This is a genomic window from Bacillus sp. FJAT-28004 (assembly GCF_001280845.1).
Taxonomy (GTDB): domain Bacteria; phylum Bacillota; class Bacilli; order Paenibacillales; family Paenibacillaceae; genus Pristimantibacillus.
This window is the reverse complement of record NZ_LGHP01000002.1, coordinates 737,784-762,730: the sequence shown is the minus strand read 5'-3', so window position 1 is coordinate 762,730 and position 24,947 is coordinate 737,784. Positions and strand designations below refer to the sequence as shown.

The 24,947-nt window shown below is 42.0% G+C and carries 22 protein-coding genes and 1 pseudogene; 4 read left to right on the top strand and 19 right to left on the bottom strand.

Annotation, left to right across the window (positions count from 1 at the left end; genetic code table 11):
• The 4 genes from AC787_RS25380 to AC787_RS25365 all read right to left on the bottom strand — a co-directional run bounded on the left by AC787_RS25380 (window position 1) and on the right by AC787_RS25365 (window position 4,120).
• Window positions 1-1,473, bottom strand: coding sequence for a spore germination protein (locus AC787_RS25380; protein ID WP_054027742.1), 1,473 nt, complete (start codon window positions 1,471-1,473; stop codon window positions 1-3).
• Window positions 1,470-2,567: an endospore germination permease gene (locus AC787_RS25375; protein WP_054027741.1), complete on the bottom strand. Its 1,098-nt coding sequence runs from the start codon at window positions 2,565-2,567 to the stop codon at window positions 1,470-1,472. The genes AC787_RS25380 and AC787_RS25375 overlap by 4 nt, the downstream gene beginning before the upstream one ends.
• Window positions 2,568-2,784: 217 nt before the next feature.
• Entirely contained in the window at window positions 2,785-3,330 is a 546-nt protein-coding gene (locus AC787_RS25370) for a GrpB family protein (RefSeq protein WP_054027740.1), read from the bottom strand.
• A gap of 34 nt (window positions 3,331-3,364) precedes the next feature.
• Window positions 3,365-4,120: an HAD-IIB family hydrolase gene (locus AC787_RS25365; RefSeq protein WP_054027739.1), complete on the bottom strand. Its 756-nt coding sequence runs from the start codon at window positions 4,118-4,120 to the stop codon at window positions 3,365-3,367.
• A gap of 147 nt (window positions 4,121-4,267) precedes the next feature.
• Between AC787_RS25365 and msrA the strand changes: the two genes are divergently transcribed.
• Window positions 4,268-4,783 (top strand): peptide-methionine (S)-S-oxide reductase MsrA, encoded by a 516-nt coding sequence (gene msrA, locus AC787_RS25360; RefSeq protein WP_054028188.1) that lies wholly within the window; start codon window positions 4,268-4,270, stop codon window positions 4,781-4,783.
• Between the two features lie 119 nt (window positions 4,784-4,902).
• Here the strand turns inward: msrA and AC787_RS25355 are convergent, their stop codons facing one another.
• Complete coding sequence (locus AC787_RS25355) at window positions 4,903-5,442, bottom strand: histidine phosphatase family protein (RefSeq protein ID WP_054027738.1); 540 nt, start codon at window positions 5,440-5,442, stop codon at window positions 4,903-4,905.
• Window positions 5,439-6,275, bottom strand: a complete 837-nt coding sequence (locus AC787_RS25350; protein ID WP_054027737.1) for an AraC family transcriptional regulator — start codon at window positions 6,273-6,275, stop codon at window positions 5,439-5,441. Before AC787_RS25350 ends, AC787_RS25355 begins: the two co-directional genes overlap by 4 nt.
• A gap of 141 nt (window positions 6,276-6,416) precedes the next feature.
• On the opposite strand from AC787_RS25350, the gene AC787_RS25345 reads away from it, so the two are divergent.
• Window positions 6,417-8,345: a glutaminase domain-containing protein gene (locus AC787_RS25345; RefSeq protein ID WP_054027736.1), complete on the top strand. Its 1,929-nt coding sequence runs from the start codon at window positions 6,417-6,419 to the stop codon at window positions 8,343-8,345.
• 416 nt (window positions 8,346-8,761) lie between these two features.
• Here AC787_RS25345 and AC787_RS25335 read toward each other — a convergent pair whose 3' ends face one another.
• From AC787_RS25335 to AC787_RS25315, 5 genes are all read right to left on the bottom strand, one after another.
• The gene (locus AC787_RS25335) at window positions 8,762-9,385 is read right to left on the bottom strand and encodes a hypothetical protein (RefSeq protein WP_054027734.1); all 624 of its coding nucleotides are present in this window, start codon (window positions 9,383-9,385) and stop codon (window positions 8,762-8,764) included.
• A 190-nt stretch (window positions 9,386-9,575) separates the two neighbouring features.
• Window positions 9,576-12,551, bottom strand: a complete 2,976-nt coding sequence (locus AC787_RS25330) for a hypothetical protein (RefSeq protein ID WP_054027733.1) — start codon at window positions 12,549-12,551, stop codon at window positions 9,576-9,578.
• Window positions 12,552-12,870: 319 nt separating this feature from the next.
• Window positions 12,871-13,563 carry an aspartate/glutamate racemase family protein gene (locus AC787_RS25325; RefSeq protein ID WP_054027732.1) on the bottom strand — a complete coding sequence of 231 codons (693 nt, stop codon included), beginning with the start codon at window positions 13,561-13,563 and terminating at the stop codon, window positions 12,871-12,873.
• Window positions 13,560-14,123 carry a GNAT family N-acetyltransferase gene (locus AC787_RS25320; protein ID WP_054027731.1) on the bottom strand — a complete coding sequence of 188 codons (564 nt, stop codon included), beginning with the start codon at window positions 14,121-14,123 and terminating at the stop codon, window positions 13,560-13,562. Before AC787_RS25320 ends, AC787_RS25325 begins: the two co-directional genes overlap by 4 nt.
• 101 nt (window positions 14,124-14,224) lie before the next feature.
• Window positions 14,225-15,103, bottom strand: a complete 879-nt coding sequence (locus tag AC787_RS25315) for a LysR family transcriptional regulator (RefSeq protein ID WP_054027730.1) — start codon at window positions 15,101-15,103, stop codon at window positions 14,225-14,227.
• Window positions 15,104-15,252: 149 nt separating this feature from the next.
• Between AC787_RS25315 and AC787_RS25310 the strand changes: the two genes are divergently transcribed.
• Window positions 15,253-16,125: a DMT family transporter gene (locus AC787_RS25310; RefSeq protein WP_054027729.1), complete on the top strand. Its 873-nt coding sequence runs from the start codon at window positions 15,253-15,255 to the stop codon at window positions 16,123-16,125.
• 4 nt (window positions 16,126-16,129) lie between these two features.
• Here AC787_RS25310 and AC787_RS25305 read toward each other — a convergent pair.
• From AC787_RS25305 to AC787_RS25290, 4 genes and pseudogenes are all read right to left on the bottom strand, one after another.
• Window positions 16,130-16,477 (bottom strand): annotated as a pseudogene (locus tag AC787_RS25305) (DUF4180 domain-containing protein); the annotation flags it as partial.
• A gap of 94 nt (window positions 16,478-16,571) precedes the next feature.
• The gene (locus AC787_RS25300; RefSeq protein ID WP_054027727.1) at window positions 16,572-16,880 is read right to left on the bottom strand and encodes a hypothetical protein; all 309 of its coding nucleotides are present in this window, start codon (window positions 16,878-16,880) and stop codon (window positions 16,572-16,574) included.
• Between the two features lie 122 nt (window positions 16,881-17,002).
• The gene (locus AC787_RS25295; RefSeq protein ID WP_054027726.1) at window positions 17,003-17,536 is read right to left on the bottom strand and encodes a cysteine hydrolase family protein; all 534 of its coding nucleotides are present in this window, start codon (window positions 17,534-17,536) and stop codon (window positions 17,003-17,005) included.
• 92 nt (window positions 17,537-17,628) lie between these two features.
• Entirely contained in the window at window positions 17,629-18,507 is an 879-nt protein-coding gene (locus AC787_RS25290) for an AraC family transcriptional regulator (RefSeq protein ID WP_054027725.1), read from the bottom strand.
• Between the two features lie 117 nt (window positions 18,508-18,624).
• On the opposite strand from AC787_RS25290, the gene AC787_RS25285 reads away from it, so the two are divergent.
• Window positions 18,625-19,407: a phytanoyl-CoA dioxygenase family protein gene (locus AC787_RS25285; RefSeq protein WP_054027724.1), complete on the top strand. Its 783-nt coding sequence runs from the start codon at window positions 18,625-18,627 to the stop codon at window positions 19,405-19,407.
• Between the two features lie 82 nt (window positions 19,408-19,489).
• Here the strand turns inward: AC787_RS25285 and AC787_RS25280 are convergent, their stop codons facing one another.
• From AC787_RS25280 to AC787_RS25265, 4 genes are all read right to left on the bottom strand, one after another.
• Window positions 19,490-20,932 (bottom strand): serine hydrolase domain-containing protein, encoded by a 1,443-nt coding sequence (locus AC787_RS25280; protein WP_054027723.1) that lies wholly within the window; start codon window positions 20,930-20,932, stop codon window positions 19,490-19,492.
• Window positions 20,933-21,119: 187 nt separating this feature from the next.
• A complete protein-coding gene (gene coaW, locus AC787_RS25275; RefSeq protein WP_321166164.1) occupies window positions 21,120-21,932 on the bottom strand; it encodes a type II pantothenate kinase in 813 nt (270 codons plus the stop codon).
• 46 nt (window positions 21,933-21,978) lie between these two features.
• Window positions 21,979-22,698, bottom strand: coding sequence for an SDR family NAD(P)-dependent oxidoreductase (locus tag AC787_RS25270; RefSeq protein ID WP_054027722.1), 720 nt, complete (start codon window positions 22,696-22,698; stop codon window positions 21,979-21,981).
• Window positions 22,699-22,960: 262 nt separating this feature from the next.
• Complete coding sequence (locus AC787_RS25265; RefSeq protein WP_054027721.1) at window positions 22,961-24,934, bottom strand: glycosyl hydrolase family 28 protein; 1,974 nt, start codon at window positions 24,932-24,934, stop codon at window positions 22,961-22,963.
• Window positions 24,935-24,947 lie beyond the last annotated feature (13 nt).

The following is a 24,947-nucleotide window of genomic DNA, read 5'->3' as shown; positions in this document are numbered from 1 at the left end:
CTAATCCTCCTTCGTCTTATCACTGTCAACTGTATTGAGTCCAGTAGGTCGTTTGTTGATCTTATCCCAAGGCAATCTTAGAAATGAGATAACCAATTCTTTAACTGAAAGCGGAGAAAATGGTGATAAGTAGCTAACGCCAAACGAGTTCATACTCCCCATGTAACCAATGAGCAGTACCATACCCAAAATGACACCATACATACCAAGAATGGCAGATAGGATAAAAAAGAAAAGCCTCAGAATACTAACCTGTGTGCTTAACGTCTGATTCACTAGAGTTACCCCAGATACGGCGGTAATCGCACCTACTACAACGACTGAAGGCGAGACCAGCCCCGCCCGAATGGCTGCGTCGCCAATGATCAACCCGCCAATTGACGTTAGTGTCTGACCGATCGCGTTAGGAAGCCGTACACCCGCTTCTCTGAATATCTCAAGCAGCATTAGCAGCAGAAACATCTCCATATGAGATGAAAGCGGCAGCCCGAGCCGTGTAACGGAAATGGTGGCCATCATTTGAAATGGAATCTGATCTTGGTGAAACGACACTAACGCAACCCAAATCGCTGGAAGAAAAATGGATAGAAACAGGCTGATCCCTCTTATTATTCTTGAGAACGAAACATAGGCATAATTAAAGTGGGCATCCTCCGGAGATTTTAAAATAAATGTCAAGCCAGCTGGTGCAATTAACACCATCGGCAATCCATCGACTACGAGTACAACTCGCCCCGAAAGCAAGCTTTGGACGGCGTAATCCGGCCTTCCTGTAAAATCCATAATCGGCAATAGCTTAAATTTCGAATCAGACAACATTTCCTCTAACTGGCTGATGCTGATAATACCGTCAATATCAATCTTTTTTAATCGGCTGCGTATTTCCTCCAACATTTTAGGATTAACAATGTCGTAACAAAAAAGCACTCCTATCCGCGTCTTTGTTCTTCTTCCTAACGTTACAGTATCTACATGAAGTGAAGGGCTGCGTAGACGCTTGCGAATTAAAGCAATATTTACAGTAATATCTTCAACGAAGCCGTCTCGTGGGCCCTTAACCGAAATTTCTGTACTGGATTCGTATGGCTGCCTCGTTGGCTTATCTGCAATGCTTACAAAGGCTACTTTGTTCTCTTCTGTAAAAATGAGCAGAAGATCCCCTTGAAATAGTGTCTCGGATAATGTATCCTCCGATGTTTCTGCTAATTCTGTAATGGAAAGTACATTAGACAAATGAACAATGGGGTCCTTGAATGAACCTTGTTCCTTGAATAAGCGATTCAGCTCTGGCAATATGAATTTCCCAATATCCGCGGTATGGCTCAGACCTTCTGCATAGGCGATCACCACGTCAGCACTTACTTGCTCTCCGAAGTGACAAGCCTGGATTTTGACATCTAAAGAGCCGGCGAAGAGAGCTCTTAAGCTCTCCTCATTCCAGTTCTCTGTCTTTTTCTGTGATTTTCCATTCATGTTTTCCCCTCCCGTGAGGCAGATCCTAAGAACAAGGCGGCAATCATCCATAAGAATGAAAAGGATAATAATACCGCCAGTGAGATTGGCATGTAGTAACGGTCCATCCACAAATAAAAGGAATATTCATTTACCGGAAACAATGACAGAAGAATATAACTCATCATAATGACAGCAATTGCCCAGTGTCGACTGCGTGCTTTGCGAAATGACAGCAATTCCACAAATATATAAACGGATAAGCTTATCCGAACAATGGCACCAGACAGCCATTGAAAGATAGACAAAAAGTCCAGATGCTCAATAAATTGCCCTATTTTCACGAGTCTCCACTGCTCATATGGCGAAGTCATTTGATGCGAAGCCTCTATAGGTCCAAATTCTGTGATTGCCCCGATGATCGGGCCGAGCGAGATCAAGATAGAAAATAAACCATAGATCAGCAGCTGCCAAACCCGAATCTTGGATCTCACATGATGTTGAAGCACAATCAGCGCCAACAATTCCACAAAGCCAGCCCCAGAATAAACCATTCCGTTCCATACTGGTCCCCACCCATGCTCGAGTACAGGCTTTAAAAGTGTAAAATCTTTCATAGGTGAATTGAAAGAACTAACGAATATGCCTAACACGGCAACAAGCGGCAGCAGCACTCCCGCCACAATGGCAATGACTCTCAGCCCCCACATAGACATTGCCGTACAAAATAACACGAGTGAGACAACTAGCAGCATCTTGGGGCTTGAAGGCAAATAATTCGTGACATGCCAGGTTGCGGTATGGATGACTGTCATTCCACCAATCAGATACATCTGGATACAGACTGGAAGGATAAGCAGCCACGATACAAACGGCGAACTCCTTCGGGATAGCCATGACTTCCATTCCTGTTGACCGGATCGGTTCATTAACCAAACCAATAGCAAAATCCAAATAAGGAAAAGCCCACCTGAAACAAGCACTGTAATCCATGAATCTCTTTTGGATGCAGATAGGATCATCGGATTTACAATAACGTGACTGGTCAGGCCGTTCATTAAAGATAACATCATAAATACCTGTACAAAGCTGATTTTATTACTCGAACCGCTCAAATCCGATCACATCCATATCTATACAATCCATAAATCCTCACTCTATTTTGGTACTAATTTCATTTTAATATTCCGGAAGGAGCAAGTTTCACTTGTTCAAGTCAAATCATGTCTTAGTCTGACCTGTTAAAATTAGAAACGGCAGCCTTGGACGAAATTAACGTCCTTGGGCTGCCGCAGATATTTAACTATAGGTATTTAAAACAAAATCTCTCCATTACATATCTGAAACACTTGGTTTCCAACCCACTTCTTGTGACCAAACATGAGCTTTCTGAATAATATCCCAAACGATCGGACCTTTGCCTTCTACATATTTGGAGCGTTCATTCTTGAAAATCTCGAATAATCGATGTTTCTCCTGAGCGTACCTTAAACAATCCGCAGGGTGTGCGCGTAAATAATCTCTAAACAGTAAAGTTAATTGTTCTGAAAAACTACCCGCTTGCCGTACATGAATATGAGTTCTTCGATTGCCCGGTATTTCTCGAAAATACTTCTTCGTTTTGTCAGTATTTTCTTCCCGAAACACGAAACCTACGCTCTCAATCCTGCTCTTAATGTTTACTATCGTTTCAAGATCGATAACAGATAGTTGAATATCAATGATGGGCTTCGCATCCAAACCAACTACCGACGTTGAGCCTACATGATCAATTCGAATGACCATATCTCCCAATGTATCTCTTAGTTTCAGAGCGATTTCATTGAATAGATTTTTCCATTCTGGATCATGTTTAGCTATTATCCATTGATCCTCCATAATGATCTCCTTTTATTGCTGTTTTTTATGGAAACTAATATTTTGCAAGCTCCTTCAATTTCTTCACGATCAATTCTTCGCAGCTTCCTACGAGTGGGATCGACTCAGTCGCAAAAGGAGCTAACTCATCATGATGACCAATCATAATCGCTTGCTTGGCGTTTTGAAACATCGAAATATCATTGGCATCATTCCCAAATGCAATAAATTGCTGTGTTTCAACTCCTAATTTTTGAAGAGCGCTCCATTTATGAATGTTTTTTGGGCTAATATCAATGACACCTTCATTACGATGCCTGTGAATAACAACATCTAGGCTTGCAAGCTTTTGCTCCAAGATTTCCATATCGTTAGCGGTAAGGATAAGAATTTTGACGATGGATTCTAGCGACTCTACTGCAACTAGCTTAGCAAGCTTGGAGGCATCAACATTTTTTAATATTGGATGCTCTAATGAACCGGTGTAAGCATAGTCCCAATGACTATCAATTAAATAGGTCGCTTGATGATCTTCTATATGCTTCAACAAGTTAACGGTTAAGTCTTCATTAAAAGTTTCTATAGAGGTCATGTTGTCATCCTTAGAAACGAGAGATCCATTTCCTCCTATAAGAGAAAAGCTGTGAAAACGTTTGTGAAGAACAGGAAGCATATCACGAATCGGACGCGCAGAAGCAAAAATAACTTCATGCCCTGCATGAGTTAATTCCTCCAAGCAGCTAAGAATCATTTCCGATACAGGCTGCCCTTTAAAACAAATCGTTCCATCCAAATCAAACACAAAAATCATATATTATCCCTACTCCCAAATGAATGTCATGTACTATTTGATTATAAATAGATATAATTAGATTTAATTAGTTTACTGCAAAAGTTTTGGTTTTTCTAGACAATGTCTATTTTCCAAACCACTGATAGGAAATGGGGAAAACAAGTGATACAAAAAGCAACGTTTGCCGGAGGCTGTTTCTGGTGTATGGTAACTCCTTTTGAAGAGCAGCCCGGCATACATGGCATTCTGTCCGGCTATATGGGCGGAACGCTGGAGAACCCTAGTTATGAGCAAGTATTGACTGGTGAAACCGGGCATTTAGAAGTCGTGCAAATCACGTATGATTCAGACATCTTCCCATATGAAAAGCTGCTCGAGCTTTATTGGCCGCAAATTGACCCTACAGATGCTATAGGGCAAGGCAATGATCGCAAGAGCCAATACCGTGCTGCCATCTTTTATCATACAGAAGAACAGCGTCAGCTTGCTCAATTATCCAAGGAAGAGCTTGGGAAGAGCGGCCGTTTTGACAAGCCGATTGCAACAGAGATTCAAGAAGCGGAGACTTTCTATCCTGCGGAAGAGTACCACCAGAACTATCACCGTAAAAATCCTAAGTTTTATAAGGAATCCAGGGTGTATTCTGGTCGCGATGCTATTATCGAGAAATACTGGAAATAGTAAAGACTGACAGAAAAAAATAGGGACGCGACACTTTTAAGTGTTAGCATCCCTATTTAATATCAAGCGTTCGAAAATAATTTCATACGCTGCAGGTTTTCCGTGACCATGATCTAACTTCAACCATTCCAAACTCTCTGTATAATCGGTAATTCACCTTCAAAATGTAAATGGTAGACATCCGGATTGGACAAGGATGCCCATTCCTCAAAACCGAATTTGTTATCATAATACTTAAGCAGTAAGGACATTAAATTTCCGTGCGTAACGATAACAACATTGCTCAGCCCGCTTTTTTTCACTTCTGTGATAACAGCTAATGCACGATTCATCGCAGTGATACTTGATTCGCCGCCTTCGTAACATAACTCGAGATCTGTAAAGGTATGACGAAGCATTTCAAGCCAGTTAGGACTGCTTTCACCACATAATATTCTTTCTGACAAGCGATCATCTACATTAATATTTTCCTGAATTTTTTCAGCTAATGGAGAAATCGATTGTATGGCCCTGAGAAAAGGACTCGAAATAATGTTTTCGATATTTTTGCCATGCAGAAATTCGGCTACTAGCTCAGCTTGCAAATAACCCTCTTCGGTAAGATTTGCACTTGGCGATTGTCCTTCTGCCTTACAGTGTCTAACTACGTAGATGTTCAAGAATACCCCTCCGCATCTATAAATGGGCTATTTTTATTTTTTCTATATTCCGAAGGGGAAATGCCCGCTATCGCTTTAAATGAAGAAGAAAAATAATGTTGGTCTGCAAAATTCAGCTTTGTTGAAATCTCGTTTATGTTTAGATGCGTGTTAAGTAAGTATTGTTTGGCCAGGTCAATTTTACGATTGCGAAAATAGGTATAAGGAGTTAAACCATAATATTCTCGAAATAATTTTATAATATAATTTTTTGAATATCCCAGTTGCAAAGAAACATCGTTAATATCAATGGCATTTTCAATATTTAAATCTAAACACTGTTTAATACGCTCAGGAATGGAAAGCACTTTGTTTTCCAGATGGTTTTTTAAATACAAAATTATTTTAAGCACAATAACTGATATCTCATCTGTTAAATCAGAGTAGTTTTTTTGTTTCACAGACGCAATATTTACGATTTCATTCATATAGGAAAGAATATTGCAATCTTTCACGATATAGGTGTCAGCAGGCAAATATTGCTTAAACAGGTATTCAGCAAAATCCCCATTAAAAACGACCCATATTTTAACCCACGGATTTTCCTCGCTAGAATAATATTTGTGATGGCTATTTTTGGTTAAAAGATATACATCATTTTTCTGAGGATAAAAGGTTTTGGAATCTATCTCCAGAACACCGCTTCCATCAATAATATATTCAAAGGAAAACAAATTTTCGCCATGTCGTTCGATCTTGTAATTCTTATCGCAATAAGATATTCCCGCCATTATGATATTAAGCGGAAGCTTCGGGTCTAATAGAGGCCAAAAGCTATAAACAGTTTCATTCATTGTGATATTCCTCACATCTATTGTGATAACTTCTATTATCAGACACTAATTTGTATGATAAATTGTATATTACAGCAACAGATTAATTTATACAATATTTTATCATTTCATTATTTTTCATCTAACTTAGGAGGAATTATCATGATTATGCGAGCTCCAGCTGTTCCACTTATCACCGTAGATCCCTATTTCTCTGTTTGGTCTATGGCGAATGCACTTAACGAATCAGATACCAAACATTGGACGGGCCAACCTCATAAAATAATGGGTACCGCTGAGGTTAACGGAAAAGAATATTGTTTTATGGGTGTCAAAGACAATAGTTTGAAAATGGAACAAACGAATGTAGATATTAATGCGCTTTCTACAAAATATCGTTTTACATGTGATGAAATCAATCTTCATGTTACTTTTACTACACCTCTTTTAATGGATGATTTAAAGCTATTGTCTAGACCCGTGTCTTATATTCATGTACAAGCCGAATCTAACAATGGCAAATCGCAAGATGTCACGATAAAAATAAATGTTGATGATGAGTTATGTCAAAACTTTAAATATGAATTCCCAATCGATTACAAAGATATTAGCAAACCGGGTTTTACATGCGGCAAGATTGGAAGCAAGTTTCAAAATGTATTAAATAAAGCTGGTGATGACCTTAGAATTAACTGGGGTTATTTATACCTAGCATCTGATAATGAAAACGCAACCGTAAAGAATGTTACCAATACACATGAATACGGTACTGCTAGCAATAACATTGAACTGTCGATACCAATAAACACAGATGAAAATAACAATGCGCTTTTTGCTGTTGCATATGATGACATAAAAGCGATTGAATATTTTAATGAGCCGCTTAATGCCTATTGGAAAAAAGACGGTGAAACCATTGAAGATGCAGTGAAGCAGGCTTTAAGCGAGTACAACAGCCTATTTGAGAAGTGTGAACAGTTTTCATCAAAATTGTATGTAGAGGCAACAGAATCTGGCAATGAGAAATACGCAGAACTTGTATCACTCGCCTATAGGCAAGCTATCGCAGGTCATAAAGTATGCGCTGATACCGATGGAAACGTCCTGTTTATATCCAAGGAAAATTTCAGTAATGGCTGTGCAGCTACGGTAGACGTTACCTATCCATCCATACCGCAATTTTTGATTTATAACCCAGAATTAGTTAAAGGAATGCTGCGGCCTATATTTAAATACGCTTCTACCGATATTTGGTATTACGACTTTGCACCCCATGATGCTGGTACGTATCCGCTCGTTAACGGACAAGTATATAGTCACGGAACATGCCCTACTTGGCAAATGCCGGTTGAGGAATGCGGAAATATGCTGATTTGCACCGCGGCAGTTGCGGTAACCGAGAACGATGTATCCTTTGCCCAAGAGAATTGGGCCCATCTTGAGAAATGGTGCAATTATTTAATCAACAATGGTGTAGATCCTGACAACCAGCTTTGTACGGATGATTTTGCAGGGCACCTCGCACATAACTGTAACCTATCGATTAAAGCTATTATGGGTATCGCGAGCTTTGCCATTCTGAATCGTATGGCTGGAGACGAGAAAAAGTCAGAGGAATTAATGAATGTCGCTAAAGGAATGATTAAAAATTGGCTGGTAATGGCTGCTAATGAGGACGGAACCTATCGTTTAGCGTTTGACCGTCCAGATTCCTTCAGTATGAAATACAATGCAGTTTGGGATCAACTATTTGGTCTTAACTTGTTCCCTAAGGATACATTTAAAGCGGAAACAAAAGCCTATTTAGAAAAACATTCAGGTGAATTTGGTCTCATGCTTGATAATCGTGACAACTATACCAAATCCGACTGGCTGGTTTGGAGTGCTACTCTTTGCGACAACAAAGAAGATTTCACATCCATTGTTGACCGCCTCTGGCATGCTTATGATAAAACAGAGAGTCGTGTTCCGATGAGCGACTGGTATTCAACAAACAATGCAAAGATGGTAGGTTTCCAAAACCGTACCGTTCAAGGCGGCTTATTTATTAAATTGCTATTAGATAAAGAGATTTGCAAACTTAATAAGTAAAGATGGTAACATGAAAAGGCGGCCCTTAGCGGCAATGTCATTAAGTTAAGGTGCAGACCAAATATCAAGAAAAAGAGCAGGTTATCAAAAAGATAACCCGCTCTTTTTTTTGAATAAAAATGAAAAAGAACTTGACAAGCAGATGAAGGTGTGTGGCGTAGCCCCTTGAAAAAACGAGAAGGTTACGCCAATGAATTACGCCAATGAATGAGCACTCAAATTCGTTAAAAGAAACGCTGACATCCCATCCATTTTGTTTGCTGTACGCTTTTTTCCTTGCTTGCACCAAAAAAACAAACGGCATAGGGCTCTTCCCCATGCCCTTTCGAATTCCGTTTCATTCTCGACCTTGTCTTGAGCTTATCTTTATGACATTGACCGAACCGGTGCTCTTTTTGTTGCCTGTCTATGGAAATCTATTGCTTAGCGAATTGAAGCACGGCAATTGCAGCACGTTCTCTCCGATCGGGATCCTCGCTTCTCATCGCCTTCCTTAATATATCCAGCGCCAACGTAATGGTCTCCTGATCGACTGCACATGTTCGTTCCGTACCCACCACCTGTCCGAAAGGCTTATCCAGCCAATGCTCAATCTGCTCCGGCGTTACCTTCCGCTCGAGCATCGAGATGGTAACCTTCCTGTCTACAAAAGACTTCAGCTCCGGATACAGCTCCGACCTCAGCAAGCTCTTCAGCCAAGTCACGCCTCGCCGATGGCAGAGGCCCGCTTCCTCCTCGGACGGTCTATCCACGTAGTAATAGTCGCCTAAGTCGCCCATATGAACATGATCGCCATCTGCCAGAAAAAGATAATCCCCGTCCTGCATATCGTAAACGAAGGAGCCGATCTCGAGCAGCCGATCCAGCAGCACCGCCCCCTTTTGATCGGAAGCCTGAACAACCTTCTCCTGTCCAGCCTCCTTGCTTAACTGCTCTAAATCCCCTATACCCGGCCATTCAAAGCCGACGTAATGGTCTCTCAAAAATGTAGGGACATGCCGCGCGCCGTGAAATTCAGAATTGAGAAGAAAAACATTCATTCGATATGCCTCCAATCGTATGCAAGAACCGCGCTCATGATCATCCATAAATTTTCTTTATTATCCAGCATAAGTAGCCGGAAGTAAATATGAGGACTATCCGCAACGAAAATAAGCAGCTGCAATCTCCTTGGAGAATGAGCCGCTTATCCGAAAAAGTCAATCCCGTAGCCATATTTAACGTTTGTTCTTATTCCGCTTCCTTGACGAGCTCTACTTCCTTCTGAAAAATAACTTTTACATTCCCCCCAGAAGCATTCAGCCATACGGCTTGAATGACCGCTCTTCCGCTTGATTGTTTGTTCGAAAGGGAAACGGTCCCGTTAAGCTTCACATTGACCGCTTTGTCTCCAGACAGCTTAATCCACTTCACGAACGTGGACGGCAGCTCTGCCCCTAATACGTTAAGCCTGTATTGATGCTTCGTGCCATTGTCGCTAATAGTCGCCGTTTCCTGAACCTCGGAACGAATATATGCCATTAGCCAAGCATTCATTGCCGGCTTCTCCTTCTCCAGCGCTTGCTGAAAGCCTACGGAAACGGCTTGCCACTCAGCCGCCGTAATACCTAATCCATGAAACCATTCACTTACTGCATACCGGTCTCTTTGCTGCAATACTTCGGTTAAAGCTTGATTGATTAGGGAGCTTACCGCTTTCTTATTTGAAAATAGCGCTGTAATTTCTTTTGGTTTTTTGGCAGCCAAAATATCGCGGACGGTTCCCTCGATTCCCTTTGCCTGACTCCCATCGCCAAATAGAAAAACAACCATATCGTCGATACTCACATCCGCGCTGCCGCCGGCTTCCGTCAGGATGGCTAGCGCAGACTGATATTCGGGATTCGCCAGCATGGCCTTAAGCTCAGACGCCTGAGGGTCATACTGTAAGGCACCAGCAGCCTTGATCAATCGGAATAGGCTGGTCTTTAACGGTAATGCATCAACGGAGGCTGGCAGCTTTTCGCTTATTTTATTCCAGATCGGATCTATGAGAAACTGCATCTCGTTATCGTCAAGCCCGGCTATTTCTTCTTGAATGGCATGTATTTTCTGTACCGACTGGGAGCCTCCCGCTGCAATAGCCTCGTGCAACCTATTCATACGCTCCAGTAGGAGCGCTGGAATAGCGGGCTCGCTTCCCGTATCGGCAGCCTTCAATGTTACTTCTTTCCGGAAAAGAATGCTCTCCGATTGTCCATCCGGGCTGATCGCCTTCGCCTGGATGACAGCAGACACCTCCTGCGTATATGGCGGGATCGTAACGACGCCATCAGGCTTCACCGTCACGGCATCGCTGCCTGATACTTTGGACCATGTCAGAAGTTCAGTAGGAAGGGGCTTCCCAAGTGTAGTCAAAGCATAAGTATGCCGCAGCCCATCATCGCTAATGAGCGCCGTTTCCTGTGTTTCGGAGCGGAAGTAGGCGCTCAGCATGGCACTTGCAGCCGATTCGCTATGTGCCAGCTTTTCTTCAAAGCTGCCTATGACGCTCATAATGTCCTCCGTTGTCACTCCTCTATGCTTAAGAGCGCTGCCCAAAGCATAAAAATATGTCGCTCGCTGTCCGTCATCCGATTCACTCAGCACCTTATCGATTGCCGATCGAAGCAGCTGCTTGCGCTTCTCTTTATTATGAAGCAGGGCGATCAAGTCCTGCGGAGATTGTCCTGCAAGAAGTCCCAGCAATTCGCCTTGCACCCCGCCTCGGGCGGCGTCATCACCGAACAGCAGGATCAGAAGCTGCTCAGCGCCGTTGGAGTAAATCGGGATGATGTTATTAAGCAGCAGCTTATAGTCAGCGTTAGTGCGAATGGCATCCAACCGGGCTTCCTGCGCGTCGAAATACAAGCCTGCGGTCTCTTTCAGCAGCTGAAACAGGGCAATTTTCATCCCGTCCGGTTGAGCTGGCGTGAGCTTATTCCCAATGGGACCGAGCAACTGCAAGTTTGAATTCACATCAAGAGCCGCCCACTCCTCCTGCAAGCTGCGTACATTTGACAAGTCAGAAGGAGGCCCCTCTTCAAGCGTACCGTACAGCTTGCCCATTCTCGTGAAGAAAGGCTCCTCCGGGAAGTCCGCAAATGAATGCGAATGCCTCACCTCTTTCTCGAGGATTACCTTATCCGGACCGCCGTATGGATGAAGCAGGTTGACTTGAATAAGCGCTTCTGCGCTGGCTGCAGGGTAAACTAATTCCATGCCTCCGCTAGGAAAGACCTTCAGATCAGAGCTTCCCGAACGTTTGGACCAAACCAGTTGAGAAGGCAACACATAGGCTCCGAATAATCCTAGATCATAATGATAAATACGGCCGTCCGTGACATTGCCATCGTAATGGGCTATACGGTAACTGGTGCTCACATTCGAGCGCATATAGGCGACGGCGATTCCGACAAAAGCATCCGTATCGAGCTGCAGCCTATTCCCAAAGCTTTGCAGCATCTCCTGCACGTTCAGAGCGGTCACCCCTAGATTGCGGAAAACCCTGCTGACCTGATAGTCGTTCGATAACCCAAGCACCTCCTTCAGTTCGGAGAAAAGAAGAGCGTTTACCTTCTCTCTTTCCTGCGTCAGCGCCATTAGCGAAAACGGGTCCATATTACGGATTTCTTCCCTGATGGTCCCATCAAGCCCTTTGCGGCTGTTGCCGTCGCCATATAAGAAGATTAGAAAATCCTCGAGTGTCAGGCTTGGCTGCCCCGCCGCCGCAGAGATTGCTTGAAGCGCTGCGCGGTAATCGGCATTGCCGCGGATATTTTCCAATTCGCTAGCCTTCGGATCAAATTGGCTGACGATGACCGCTTTTAAAAACCGAAAAAGATCGGCTTTCACTTTTACTTTATCGACATGGGCAGGGAGCTTTAGGAGTATCTTATTCCATACCGGATCAATAAGCGTCTGGTCATTCAAGTCATCCAGCCCATCAAGCTCGTCATGCAGATTGGACACATGCTGGGTATCGGCCGGATCACCTGCAGCAAGCGCCTCATGGAACTCCCCCCACTTGACCATGCTAGCTTTAGGCGGCGCTTCGGCGGCGCTCGCAATCCCCAAGCTGCCTCCACGTACTGGCTGATTCCAGCTTCCCAGCGGCAAACCCGTGAGCTGCGTGGCGAACAAGCATGAAATGATACCGGATACAACTATTTTGTTTCTTACATTCACTTTCTTCATCCTCCATTTCGATTAAATTTCTATGCATGAGTAAGCATTTATCGACTTTCTCTGAGCTGGGATGATTTGTGTGGTAAGCATTATTATATACAAAGTTATTCGTTTTGAATAACTAAATATATTTTGTATTCATAAAGAGACCATTTTTTCATACATAGCAAAAAAAACAAACGGCATAGGGCTTATCCCCCATGCCGTTTCGAATTCCGTTTTATTCCCGGTCTTGTCTTTGAGCTTATCTTAGTGACATTGCCCTTAACGGTCGCCTTTTTCATTTAAAACTGCCTGTTAATCGTAGTGAATTTTTGATCTAATCCAAAGCAAAGTCAACTGCACATTCAGCATGAAGTCTTGCTGTATCATAAAGTGGGATACTGCAATTATCTTGCGATATAAGCAGTGTTATTTCAGTACATCCAAGAATAATAGCCTCTGCTCCCTGCTCGCTAAGACGAGTAATGATTTTCAAGTAAGATTGTCTGGATTCTTCATTAATGATTCCAAGGCAAAGCTCTTGATAGATGATGTCATGTAAAATCTTTCTTTCTGACTCATTTGGAATGAATACATCAAGCCCAAACTTTTCGGCGAGTCTACCCTTATAAAATGGTTGTTCCATAGTATAAATCGTTCCCAGCAAAGCGACTTTCTTAAATCCATCCTTAACAATTTCGGTTGCTGTTGCATCAGCGATATGAAGCAACGGGATAGAAACTGATTCTTCTACTTCTTTTGCCATTTTATGCATCGTATTCGCACATATTACAATGAACTCTGCTCCACCTAATTCTAGTTTTTGAGCGGAATCAATCATAATTTTTGTCGCTTCATCCCATTTCCCCTGATCCTGGAGAGTCTTGATTTCTTGGAAATCTACTGAATACATGAGACTTTTTGCAGAATGATGTTTCCCTAACTTTTCTTTTACCCTTTGATTAATGGTTTGGTAATAGAGCAAAGATGACTCCCAGCTCATTCCACCAATAAGACCTATTGTTTTCACGGGGTAAGGCACCTCCTATGATTGTTTGGGTAATCATTATATTCATTTTCTAAAATAGAGTATTGATAGGAGTCATGCCATTTCCCGTTATGCCGCATATGCTCCCTAATATGTCCTTCATATTTCATCCCTATTTTTTGCAGCACTTTAGCGGATCCAAGGTTATCTGGGCGACAGGTTGCATATATTCGATGAAGACCGAGCTCACGGAAGCCAAATTGAAGCAAGGCATCTGCAGCTTCGGTTGCAAAACCACTTCCCCAGTAAGCTTGGTTAAAACAATAACCTAACTCTCCTTGTGATGGGCCGCAGACATGGATTCCACAGCCACCGATCAACTGATTGTTTTCTTTCATGACCACCGCAAACTCATAACCAAGGCGAGGCTCTTGTTTTTGCATTTCGGTTACCATACTAAGATAATTTTGTGTATCGTCTTTTGAGTTTGGCCCCCATAACATGTACTTTACTACGAATGGGTCCGATGCATAGACATGTATGTCATCAAAATCCTTGGTCACAAAATCTCTTATCATTAACCTATCCGTTTCGATAATCACAAGATGCCTCCTTAATTAATTGAATTTTTAGTATATTTTACTATAAAACACTTTTTAACTCTACTGCATTTCTATTTACTGTTATGCTGTCAACCTGCTTTTCATTGCTCCCAATCCTCCAACCATTGCTGGACATAATTCACGAACCGTCTTGCGGAAGGTGATGAATTTTTCATGGATTGGACCGCAATTCCGAGTGATCGGTAGCTGCGCTCCTCTAATTCCATGACATGCACATTGTGGTCCCGTCCTTGAAGCACAAGCTCAGGGAGTATGCTCACACCTAGCCCATTCTCTACCATTGCAATAATCGCAAAATCATCCCCTAATGAAAACTTAATATTGGGTTTAATCGACGCATGATCTAAAACCCGTCTGACATCATAATCAGATCCTTCACTCGAAATAATGAACGGCTCATTTTCGAGTTTAGCTAAAGGCAAATAGGACAGCTCGCTTAATGGATGATCCCGCGGTAGAATAGCCAGCATTCGGTCCTTCTTAAGAGGAATAACCTCAAATGTACCGCGAGTAGGAATGGATATAAATCCACAGTCAATTTGCCCCTCTTCAATCCAGCTTTCTATTTCCTGATAATCACCTTCCATTAGCTTAATTTCGATGGTTGGATACTCTTTCTGAAATTGTTTAATCATGCCAGGAAGCCAGTGAACCGATACGCTTGTGAAGGTGCCAATCCGGATCGTACCCACCTCCAAACCATGAATCGATGCCACTACCTGTTTCAATTGTTCGTTCCAATTTATAATTTCACGGATTGGCTTTAACATTTGCTCTCCGTTTGCCGTTAATTTTATCCCTGACCGTCCGCGTAGTAAGAGAGCAAAACCCAATTCTATTTCCAAACTTTTAATCATATGGCTTACTCCCGATTGCGTGAAACCAAGCAGATCAGCAGCTTTTGTCAGACTTCCCTGTTCGACTACTTTCAAAAAAACTTCGTATCTATTAATGCTCAATGGTAACTCGCCCCTTACATGAGATTTACTAATGTATATCATAACAAACATTCAATATACTTGTTAATCCTTGCTTAGTATACTGTTTTTGTACTTGGTAACCATCGAGTTCGAATGACAAACACTTGCTAAACAAAGGATGGTACAGATTGAAACCGCTGAAAGCCGATTTACTAATTTTGATGGTCACGATTTGCTGGGGTTCGTCTTATATTTTTATGAAGCTAGGGCTGGGTTCTATAGAAGAATTTAACCTGATTGCTCTCCGCTGCGGACTTGCGTTCATTTTATCCGCCGCCCTCTTCTATAAAAATTTGCGTCACACCGACCTGAAGACGTTAAAGTATGGAGCATTGCTTGGATTTCTATTATTCGGTGTATTTACAGCCATTATGTTTGGTCTAAAAACGACCACGACTTCCAACGCCGGATTTTTAATTAGCTTAACTGTTATTTTTGTCCCTTTAATTTATGTCACTGTGTTCAAGAAAAAACTCAAACTCAGCCTTGTCATTGGCGTTTGCCTTGCCATCATAGGTATAGGATTCCTTACCTTAAACAGCGACTTGAAAATATATCCTGGTGATTTCTTATGTATTTTGGGTGCCTTATTGTATGCCATACATATTCTGATTACCGATTCTGCGGCTAAAACAACGAATACGTTAAACTTAGGCATTTTACAATTGGGATTTGCAGGTGCTTTTGGCTTACTCTTCTCTTTTCTACTCGAAACACCCAAATTTCCTGATACATCAGAAGGATGGATATCGGTACTCGTATTAAGCATTGTGTGCAGTGCATTTGGATATGTTGTTCAGCCTTTGGCACAAAAATATACGACGCCTATCCGTACAGGGCTTATTTTTTCTCTAGAACCGCTGTTTGCCGCTTTGTTCGGATTTGTGTTCATCCATGAATTATTGCCATTCAAAGGTTATATCGGTGCTGCTCTCGTATTAGTCGGTGTTCTCGTATCAGGATGGCACGGAGGAAGTAAGAAACAGATAGCTGCTCATTAACGTGAGAAAAGGCAGCCTGTTTATCTTTTTGAAAGAAAACCTGCTTGCCTTTATTACATTCGTAAATAAAATCCTTTAAACTCTTGCTGTCATACCCTTCAAAATCTCCTACGATTGCAATTTTAACATGATAATTCGTATACTTTTGCAATATCTCTCCGGCAAGTCTTGTTTTTAAATCAAAAAATTCCTCTGTTATATTCGATTTGTTAATCATTATTTTATTACAGTCATCTGTGTAACTCACAGTTGCCATCAAATCCAGCGCCTCTTGAACACTGCTAATTTCAATGTCTGAGCTTTCTATTATCGCAACCTTTGAATTCCCCTTCTGATCAATCGAAATTTGCATCATCACTCCACCTTTCGCTGATATTCCATACTTTACCACAAATGTAAAGAGGATATCCTAATAAAATATCTTTTTATCTCGTTTTTCCATATCATTACCCTTCGACCACATCTGCAAGTAATTCGCTCGCAACCTCAACCATCTTAGGGATCACTGCTTCATTTGTTCCGGATACGTAAATATCCCCCTGATAATGTCTGAATGGGATCGTTGTATCGCCAAAGCTCCACATAAAAAAATCACCTTCGATGGACATGCTCGTAGAGCCTTTTACAGTAAATACTGACGTATAGGAAAAATCAGGTTTGGTTGCGAAATAACTTTTGCACTCTTCCAAAGTTATCATTTGCGCCGATTGGCCCTGATCCTGCAATGTCCTTGTAATTCTATAGCGTTGACTCATAATGTTTCCTCCAATATAGTTCTCATTCATTTCTGCCAGTTAGCCTAATGTAGTTAACCTTACACTCTTACACCTGTATGTTCAACCAATTTCGCCATAAAGCCACATCTTGATCATCGATTTTATTTCGAGCAAAATTCGATATTCGACGACTCAAGGTTGTCCGCAAATGATCGAAAATGATTGTTGTAGTCCGCTATAATTTGTGATGCGCTTTGATTACCTTGACTCCAGGTACTATGACAGTCTTTGACCACCGTCACCTCATAGCCTAATTCGCTGGCTCGACGGCTTGTTGCATCGATACACAAATCTGTTTGAACACCCACGATAACAACTTTTTTAATCCCAAGCGTCACCAATTCCGTATGGAGATTCGTTTCATGGAACGAGTCGGGCGTATGCTTTTGAATAATAGTGTCCCCGCCAACAGGAGCTATCATGGGGTGAATTTCCCAACCTTGACTATTGGTTTCTAACGGTTCACCTTCACCTTCATTATGTTGGACATAGATAACGGGAGTATCACATGCTCTAGCTTTTTTGATAAGTCCACGTATGCGCTCAAGCAAACCATGATCATCATATACGGGATCTGTTTCCTGAAACATGCCGTTTTGAACATCAATTACGAGCAACGCAATATCCTTATTCATAATTTAGATCTCACCCCATGATTATTATAGTATATCGCTCATATTATACGTACGTTCTTTACCAATCCTAATCCACTTCAGTTGATAAAACTCTACTTTTCGTGTCGGAATTGTCTCGGAGTCATACTCATATGTTTGCGAAAAATCCGGTTGAAGAAGCTGACATCTTGAAACCCAGAACTATATGCGACATGAACAACTTTGTTTCGGTGGTCCTTCAACAATTCGCAAGCATGCCGGATTTGAAGGGAATGTTTGTAGTCCACAAAGCTCATACCTGTCGTTTTTTTGAATTTTGCCGTGAAGGATGATACACTCATGCCGCATGTACGGGATAACTGATTCAACGATAAAGGCTGCCGGTAGTTTTGTTCTACGAAATGCAGGATTGAACTCATCCAGTCTTCTTGTGGCAACGCATTTTTATTTCTGTTCCCGTTGTCTTCCTGATAACGGCTTAACAATACTAAACATTCGATCCAATTTGTCTTAATGACGAGCTGATAACCGATCGGTTTTTCGTAAAATTCATTATGAATTTTTTGGAGAAGGAATTCTATTTGCCCCCGTTGATGCTCGTTTAGCGATATGTACGGTACAAAAGAAGCGTTTTTCCTTAGAAAAGGAGCGAGATAAAAGAAATTAATGAAGGCAGGTATTTGCAGCAGTACGCCTAATTCTTTTTGCAGCAGCTGTTTCTCAAATAGGAGGTTGTATACGACAGTTTCTTCCCCATCGGAGTTGAAGTAACCGTGATAGGTTTGAGGCTCGATAACGAATACGTCACCGGTTGCAAGCGGGTAACGTTGGTCTGCCATTTCGTGCAGAGCCCCTCCCTTAACCACATACACAAACTCGACAAAATCATGTGTATGCGCAGGAATGACTTCGCCTTTTTTTATTTGGTAGCGTTGTATAAAGAAAGGGAATTCTCTGTCCTCGAAATAGGCATTTCCATTTAGAATAGACAAGTCCAGTCCATCCCCCTTAGCAGATCGTCCTACTTTTTTTGTAGATCATCCAAGAATCCGAACAGCTTTCTGACTTAAAGTGAATATAAGAACTTCATATAAAAAAGGAGAATTTCTATGTTGAATGATAAGAGGGTTTTGACTGAAAAGCAAATCATTTTTTATCGCGAAAATGGTTTCGTTCAAGTGGATAATGTACTTTCTGAGGAAGAGCTGCAAGAACTGAGGACGTATCTTCAAGAAGTAATGAGTGATTCGACTGGGAATTCCATTCAGACCGACAATGAAGGCGGCTCATACTTTAAGGTGCTGAATCAGCGAGTGAACACTTGGAGAGATCATGGTGGAATGGCTCAGTTCGTGTTAGGCAGCCGTTTTGCTGATATGGGTAAACAGCTAACCGGCTTTGATGGGATTCGTTTATTTCATGATCATGCCCTCTTGAAGATGCCCAATGACTCTAAGCCAACTCCTTGGCACCAAGACTGGCCATACTGGCCAATGCAGAAAACAGGAGCTTTCTCCATTTGGATTGCGCTCGATGATGTGGACGAGAACAACGGCTGTATGATGTTTGTTCCGAAATCACAAAAAATTAAAAATTTAAAAAGTATCGACTTAGTTACCCCAAGTGACATATTTGCCGATGCAGGAGCCCATGACGTGGATCGGAACACAGCGGTGGTTGTACGCATGAAAGCCGGAAGCTGTACCTTTCATGACGGATTGACGTTCCACTATGCCAACGCTAATCAAACCGATAAACCACGGCGTGCGCTTGCCATTATTTTCATGCCGGATGGCACGATATACAATGGAAAATCACATGCCTGTACAGAAGGATTGGGACTAAATGCTGGAGACAGTATTCAAGGAGGCTTGTTCCCTAAACTGGCTTAGTAGGCTATCCTACGTTAATGATAAAAGCATAACAAAGACTGCCGGATTAAACCGACAGTCTTTGATAGTTCTTATTGTTGAACTAAGCCAATTCCGTTATCCGTCCTCGAATTTCAGACTGATCGGATAATACGTTTGATTTTTGATTCCATATGATATGATCTCCATCAAACAGAATCCGACTAGTAATGGCAAATGGCGTTTCGATAAACCTCAAGGTCAGCTGAAGTGTATCCTCCTTCTCCCAGGTAAAGCTGGAAACTACGCGTGTATCCACATCCTGAAACAGCCGAGTGATACCTTCCACCCAATCGCCTCGGCCGAGAATAGTCGTATATTCATTATCCGACTTCCTCAAAGTGATAACTGCTTTATTATTTTCGAAGGACATGGAAATGCTCTTCCAATGCTGTTCATTGTCTTCGAGCTTATATTCGTTGCCGGTGATCGCTGCTTCTAGTGGTGAATCCGACTGTATCCGTTGTAGAGGTAAGTTTAGATTCTGTAGCTCAGCCGCAAGCTTCGCTGACGAATCCTGATCTGGGGTAAGCGGCGACAGCTCCATTGCCGGAAGCAAGTGATCCCACACCGCATCCATGACACCCTGTAAATCGTTAGTGCCGCTAGTCATAGCCAGTACCGCATTCTGCTCCGGCATTACGATGCAGAATTGACCGAACGCACCATCACCGCGATACACTCCGTGCCGGCATCGCCAGAACTGGTAGCCATAACCTTGAGCCCAATCACTGACTCCGCCGTCTCCATTGGATATTTGTACGGACGTCGCTTCATCAACCCACTCCTCCAGCAAAAGACGCTGTTCATTCCACACGCCTTTCTGCAAATAAAGCTGACCAAACTTAGCGATATCCTCCGTGGTGATGTTTAGCCCCCAGCCACCGACATTAATTCCCCGAGGACAGGATTCCCATGTCGCTCCTTCAATACTAAGCGGTTCAAACAAACGCGGCTGCAAATATTCAAGCAGCGTTTGACCGGTCACCTTCTGTAGTATCGCTGATAGCATATATGTAGCTCCACTGTTGTAGACAAAATGTGTGCCTGGTGCATGCTCAACAGAAGCTTCGAGAAACGCTTTGACCCAATTTCCATCTTCGCTCAGCTGCAGTCTGCTTGTTGTGTCACTGTCATGGCCCGTTCCCATCATCAGCAAATGACGAATTTGCATTGCCGATAGATTTGGCTCAATCTCCTCTGGAGCATCATTCGGAAAAAACGATACGATCGTATCATCGACCGACAGTTTCCCTTCCGAGGCAGCGAGACCGATTGCGGTTGAAGTAAAGCTTTTGCTAAGTGAGAACAGCATATGAGGAATATCTGATGCATAAGGCTTCCACCAACCCTCTGCTACCACTTGTCCATGCCTGAGCAGCATAAGACTATGCAGTTCCAAATTTCGTTCTTTTACAGCATTCAAAAAATTTATCACAGCTGCGGAGGGTATTCCTTGTGCTTCCGGCTGACTTCTAGGTAAATGAAGATTAGTCCGTTCCATCATTTCATTCCTCCTTTATACTAATAACTTACTCCAACCGTTGTGGACTGGCAAGTGTTTTTGTGAGCGCTCTCATATATGTTGAGTCGAACCATTATTATCATATTAAACAGGGAAGGACGCCAAACGGCGCCCTCCTATGATGAACTAACTTTTCCTGTTAAACCAATGATAATTTGTGCCATTCCGTTTACTTACTCACATGCAATAAAGCTCCAACGGCACCTGAATACTCACCATTTTCGATAAAAATGGGCTGTGCTCCTCTAAGCTTCGTATAACTTTGGACTACTTCTTTAAGAAATTCATTTTGAATAAAAGACGAACCGATGAAAATAATGGAGGATACGCCACATTGTCCAGCCGCAAGCACACTAACAGTTGCCACTGTTTCCCCTACCATACCCATTACAGAAGCCAATAGCTCTTCTTTTTCCAATTCACCTGTAGATGCCATTGCGAGAATGTTTCCGAAATTACTTGCTGTTAAATCTCCTGGTATTGGAGGCACTGTACCTTTATAAATCTGACTTACTTTCAAATCTATTCGATCTCGAATCCCCTTGGCTGCTAATGGTACTATGGTGTCATAATCGGATAACCCCGTTAACAGCTGAGATAGTCCCATCATTGTGCCTCCGCCAACCCCAGTACCACCGATCCGTTGTTGCTCACTTTTATCTACATGGTGAATCGAAGTTCCAGTACCAACATTCGTTAATATGTATGCTTCCTCTGATATTCCGTACTTTGCAAGAAGATATCGGACGCCGCTGCATGTTGCCTCAAATTCAACGATTTGTTCTGCTTTTTGACTCATTAATGATTTCAATAAAGCTGCTTTACCACCCGTAATACAGATCTTAGTGTTTTCTAATCCGCTAATCCATGATGCCACATGATCCAATTGGGAAATTGGATACTTTTTAAACTCGAGCGAACCATTCTTTATATATGCGACTTTGATAAGCGTACCACCAGCATCAATTCCAATGTTCATCATTGATTTGTCACCTCACTTCCTCCACTATCCTGTACCATTTGCACAATCATACACTCATATCGAGCATTGCGGGAATATTAATTTCTTTTACACATGACGCCCTGGAGAGGTTCATCACGCATTTGACCAATGATACGATATCCTGAAGCGGAATCTGTGTCCCGTTATAAGCCGATAAAACCTTCTCTATTCCATCTTCATAAGGGATCTGGGTAGCGATTTCTCCTGGGTTTATGCAAGTTACACCTATTCCATATTTCTTTACATGTTCTCGTAAAGCATTGCTTATTCCACGTAATCCGAATTTTGAAGCTACAAATGATATTTGTGTATAATCATTATTCTCAAGACCTGCTGTAGATCCGATTAAGAAGATCTTTGCGTTATCCGATTTTTTTAGATTCGGCAACAGCTTTTGGATACATGTGATTGCGGATGTTACATTAACATTAATAATTTTTGCAATTTCGTTAGGATCATCTTTCTCAAAATCATAGTCATCCATAAATCCTTTGCTTTCCCATATCCCAACATTATATATGAATACGTCAACGGCAACGTCACCTAATGTACTCGCAATCCTTTCGCTTGCATCAGATAACGCTAGGTCAGCTTCTATCCAATAACGATGAACACCGTCGTTAAGTTTCAAACTATCCGGGCAACTTCTGGATACCATCCATACGTTATCACCCATTTCAGGTAATCCTTTGACGAATGCTTCTCCCAATCCTTTACTCGCTCCGAATATAATAAAGTTTTTCATATTTTCCTCCCTTGCTTTTATAAATTAATAATAATTATATTTTTATACTTTGTATATGTTTTTGTTTATTTAATTAATAGAATGCTATGTAAATCCTTGTAGAATCAACACCTCATTTATTGCGTTTATTAAAAGCAATATGCAAATAGCTCCATATCATCATTCGATAGGAGCTGTTGCTTGGTTATTATGTGTGCAAAACACTGACTTTTTTTACGATGTCTAGGTTGGCGAGCCTTTCTTAATTTTCATTTTTCAGGCTCTATTTAAACTTTATATCCGAATACTTCCCTTTAAATTCTATATACTGATTCATGTTAGCAGAAGACAATAAAGTATTATTAATTTTAAAATGGTTAAATAAAATCCCCTTCACATTATGGATATCGTCAACGCCATAAATCAGAGATTTTCTTGGAAGCTTACCCCGGTAGAAGATATTGTTAAAGGAGACGTTGCTTACAGAACCCGGTGAAATCCCAGCAGCCATCTCTTCTGTCTTGATTTGAAAAAGCATAGAGTCTTCCGGAGCTTCAAACTCATCGATATGAATATTTTTAAAAGCAATATTGCTTATCTTGTTCCCTCCTGTTGCCCAGATTTGAATGGCGCCGTTATATTTATTCAAGTCCCAAACGCCTCGCTGATTCAAGATATAGATGTTCTCAAAGTTAACCTTATCGATGGTCGCATTAGGCGTATCGCCAAGCCCCAGCAATATCGGGCGGGCATTATCTGCCCAGAAGATTGAATCCTTCACCGATATATTTGAACTCTCTCCATAATGATAAATGACAAAATTATCGTCCGTCGTTCTTATGAATACGCCTGAAACACGCGCATTTTTGCTGCCGGAGAGGTGAATACCATCAGCATTGACCATAGATCCGAAAAAATTTATGTTTTTGATCGACGTTTGATCCGTAAAGTTCATAACAACTGACCACATCGGATAATCGATCAGTGTAATGCCTTCCACTGCTGATTGGGTACTTCTGGTAATCCATATCGCCCCGCTTCGCCCCTCGGCGTAATTTCTAGGCCGCAAAAGATCACCACCGTACATGATACCTCGGCCTTTGATTGTAATGTTGCTCAGATCATCAGCAGAAATTGACCCTTTGACAAGCGAGCCTGGCGCCAAATAAACATTCGTACCGCTCTGACTTATATAAAACGCTTCTCCCGCATGCCAATTGCCATAACCAGTAGAAGACATATAAGTAGTGGAATCATTGCCATCCGTTATATTAGAGTAACCGGGGAAAGCTCCTCTTATCGCTTTGCCCTTTGCAATATTTGTAGAATCATCTCCCTTTTTATAAAGCTTGAATTCGCTTGCCAATGATGTCATTACATAATGACTTGAACCGGTATTACCCAATAGGACAAGCTTCACATATCTCGCCTTAACGTTGCTTAATAAATCGGTGACTGTTCCTTCCCTATTGTTCTCGTACCCATCGTATATTTGTACATACGGGTCGTCGATTTTCTCCTTGGCCTCAATAATAAATCGTTGAGGTCCTTTTGCAAACCATTGGGAGTTAGTTAGCAGCTGCACCAAATCAAACTTTTCCAGTTGAATGGTATCCTCGAGATCAAGCTCAACCCACATGCCCTTAGGCAACTCGTGCTCGCCTGGCTTGAAATAATAAGTATCTTTTCCAGTTGGCAAATAAAGCGGGATAGGGTCACCAGGATTTATAACATAGACGTTCGCGGCGTTTTGTGAAGGAGCATCGTTCTCAGGCGTGTTTGAAAGGATGTGTAAATTGCCCTCACTCCAGCTGCCATTCACCATAATGGTGGGCTTTAATGGAGCTTTGCTATTTTGCGTGAGCGAAAAGGTTAATGTATTTCCTCCTGTTTTCCTAGCGTTTATCCCGTAAGCCGACGGGCGTATTTCATAATCTTTGATTTTATCCGTGTTGTAAGTTACCTTAAACTCAACTGTACCTGTAAAGTCTACGTTAACCATTGCTGCATCCGTAGGCACATCTTGCTCCTTCTGCTCGCCGTTCTTTACGTTATAAACATAAAGCTCCTCCCAAGTTTTCTTGCCTTTCTCTCGTATCCAAACCGAAAAACTGTTGTTTTTTTGTTTCCAATCTGGCGTTTCCCAAGTAACGATTTTTGAAGAGACCTGCTTATTTTCCACGTTCACAGCATGCACCTCCCCAACATTCATAAAAGTTGCCAGCATAAGCAACGCAAGCAGTAACTTCATCTTCATCACAAACCATTCC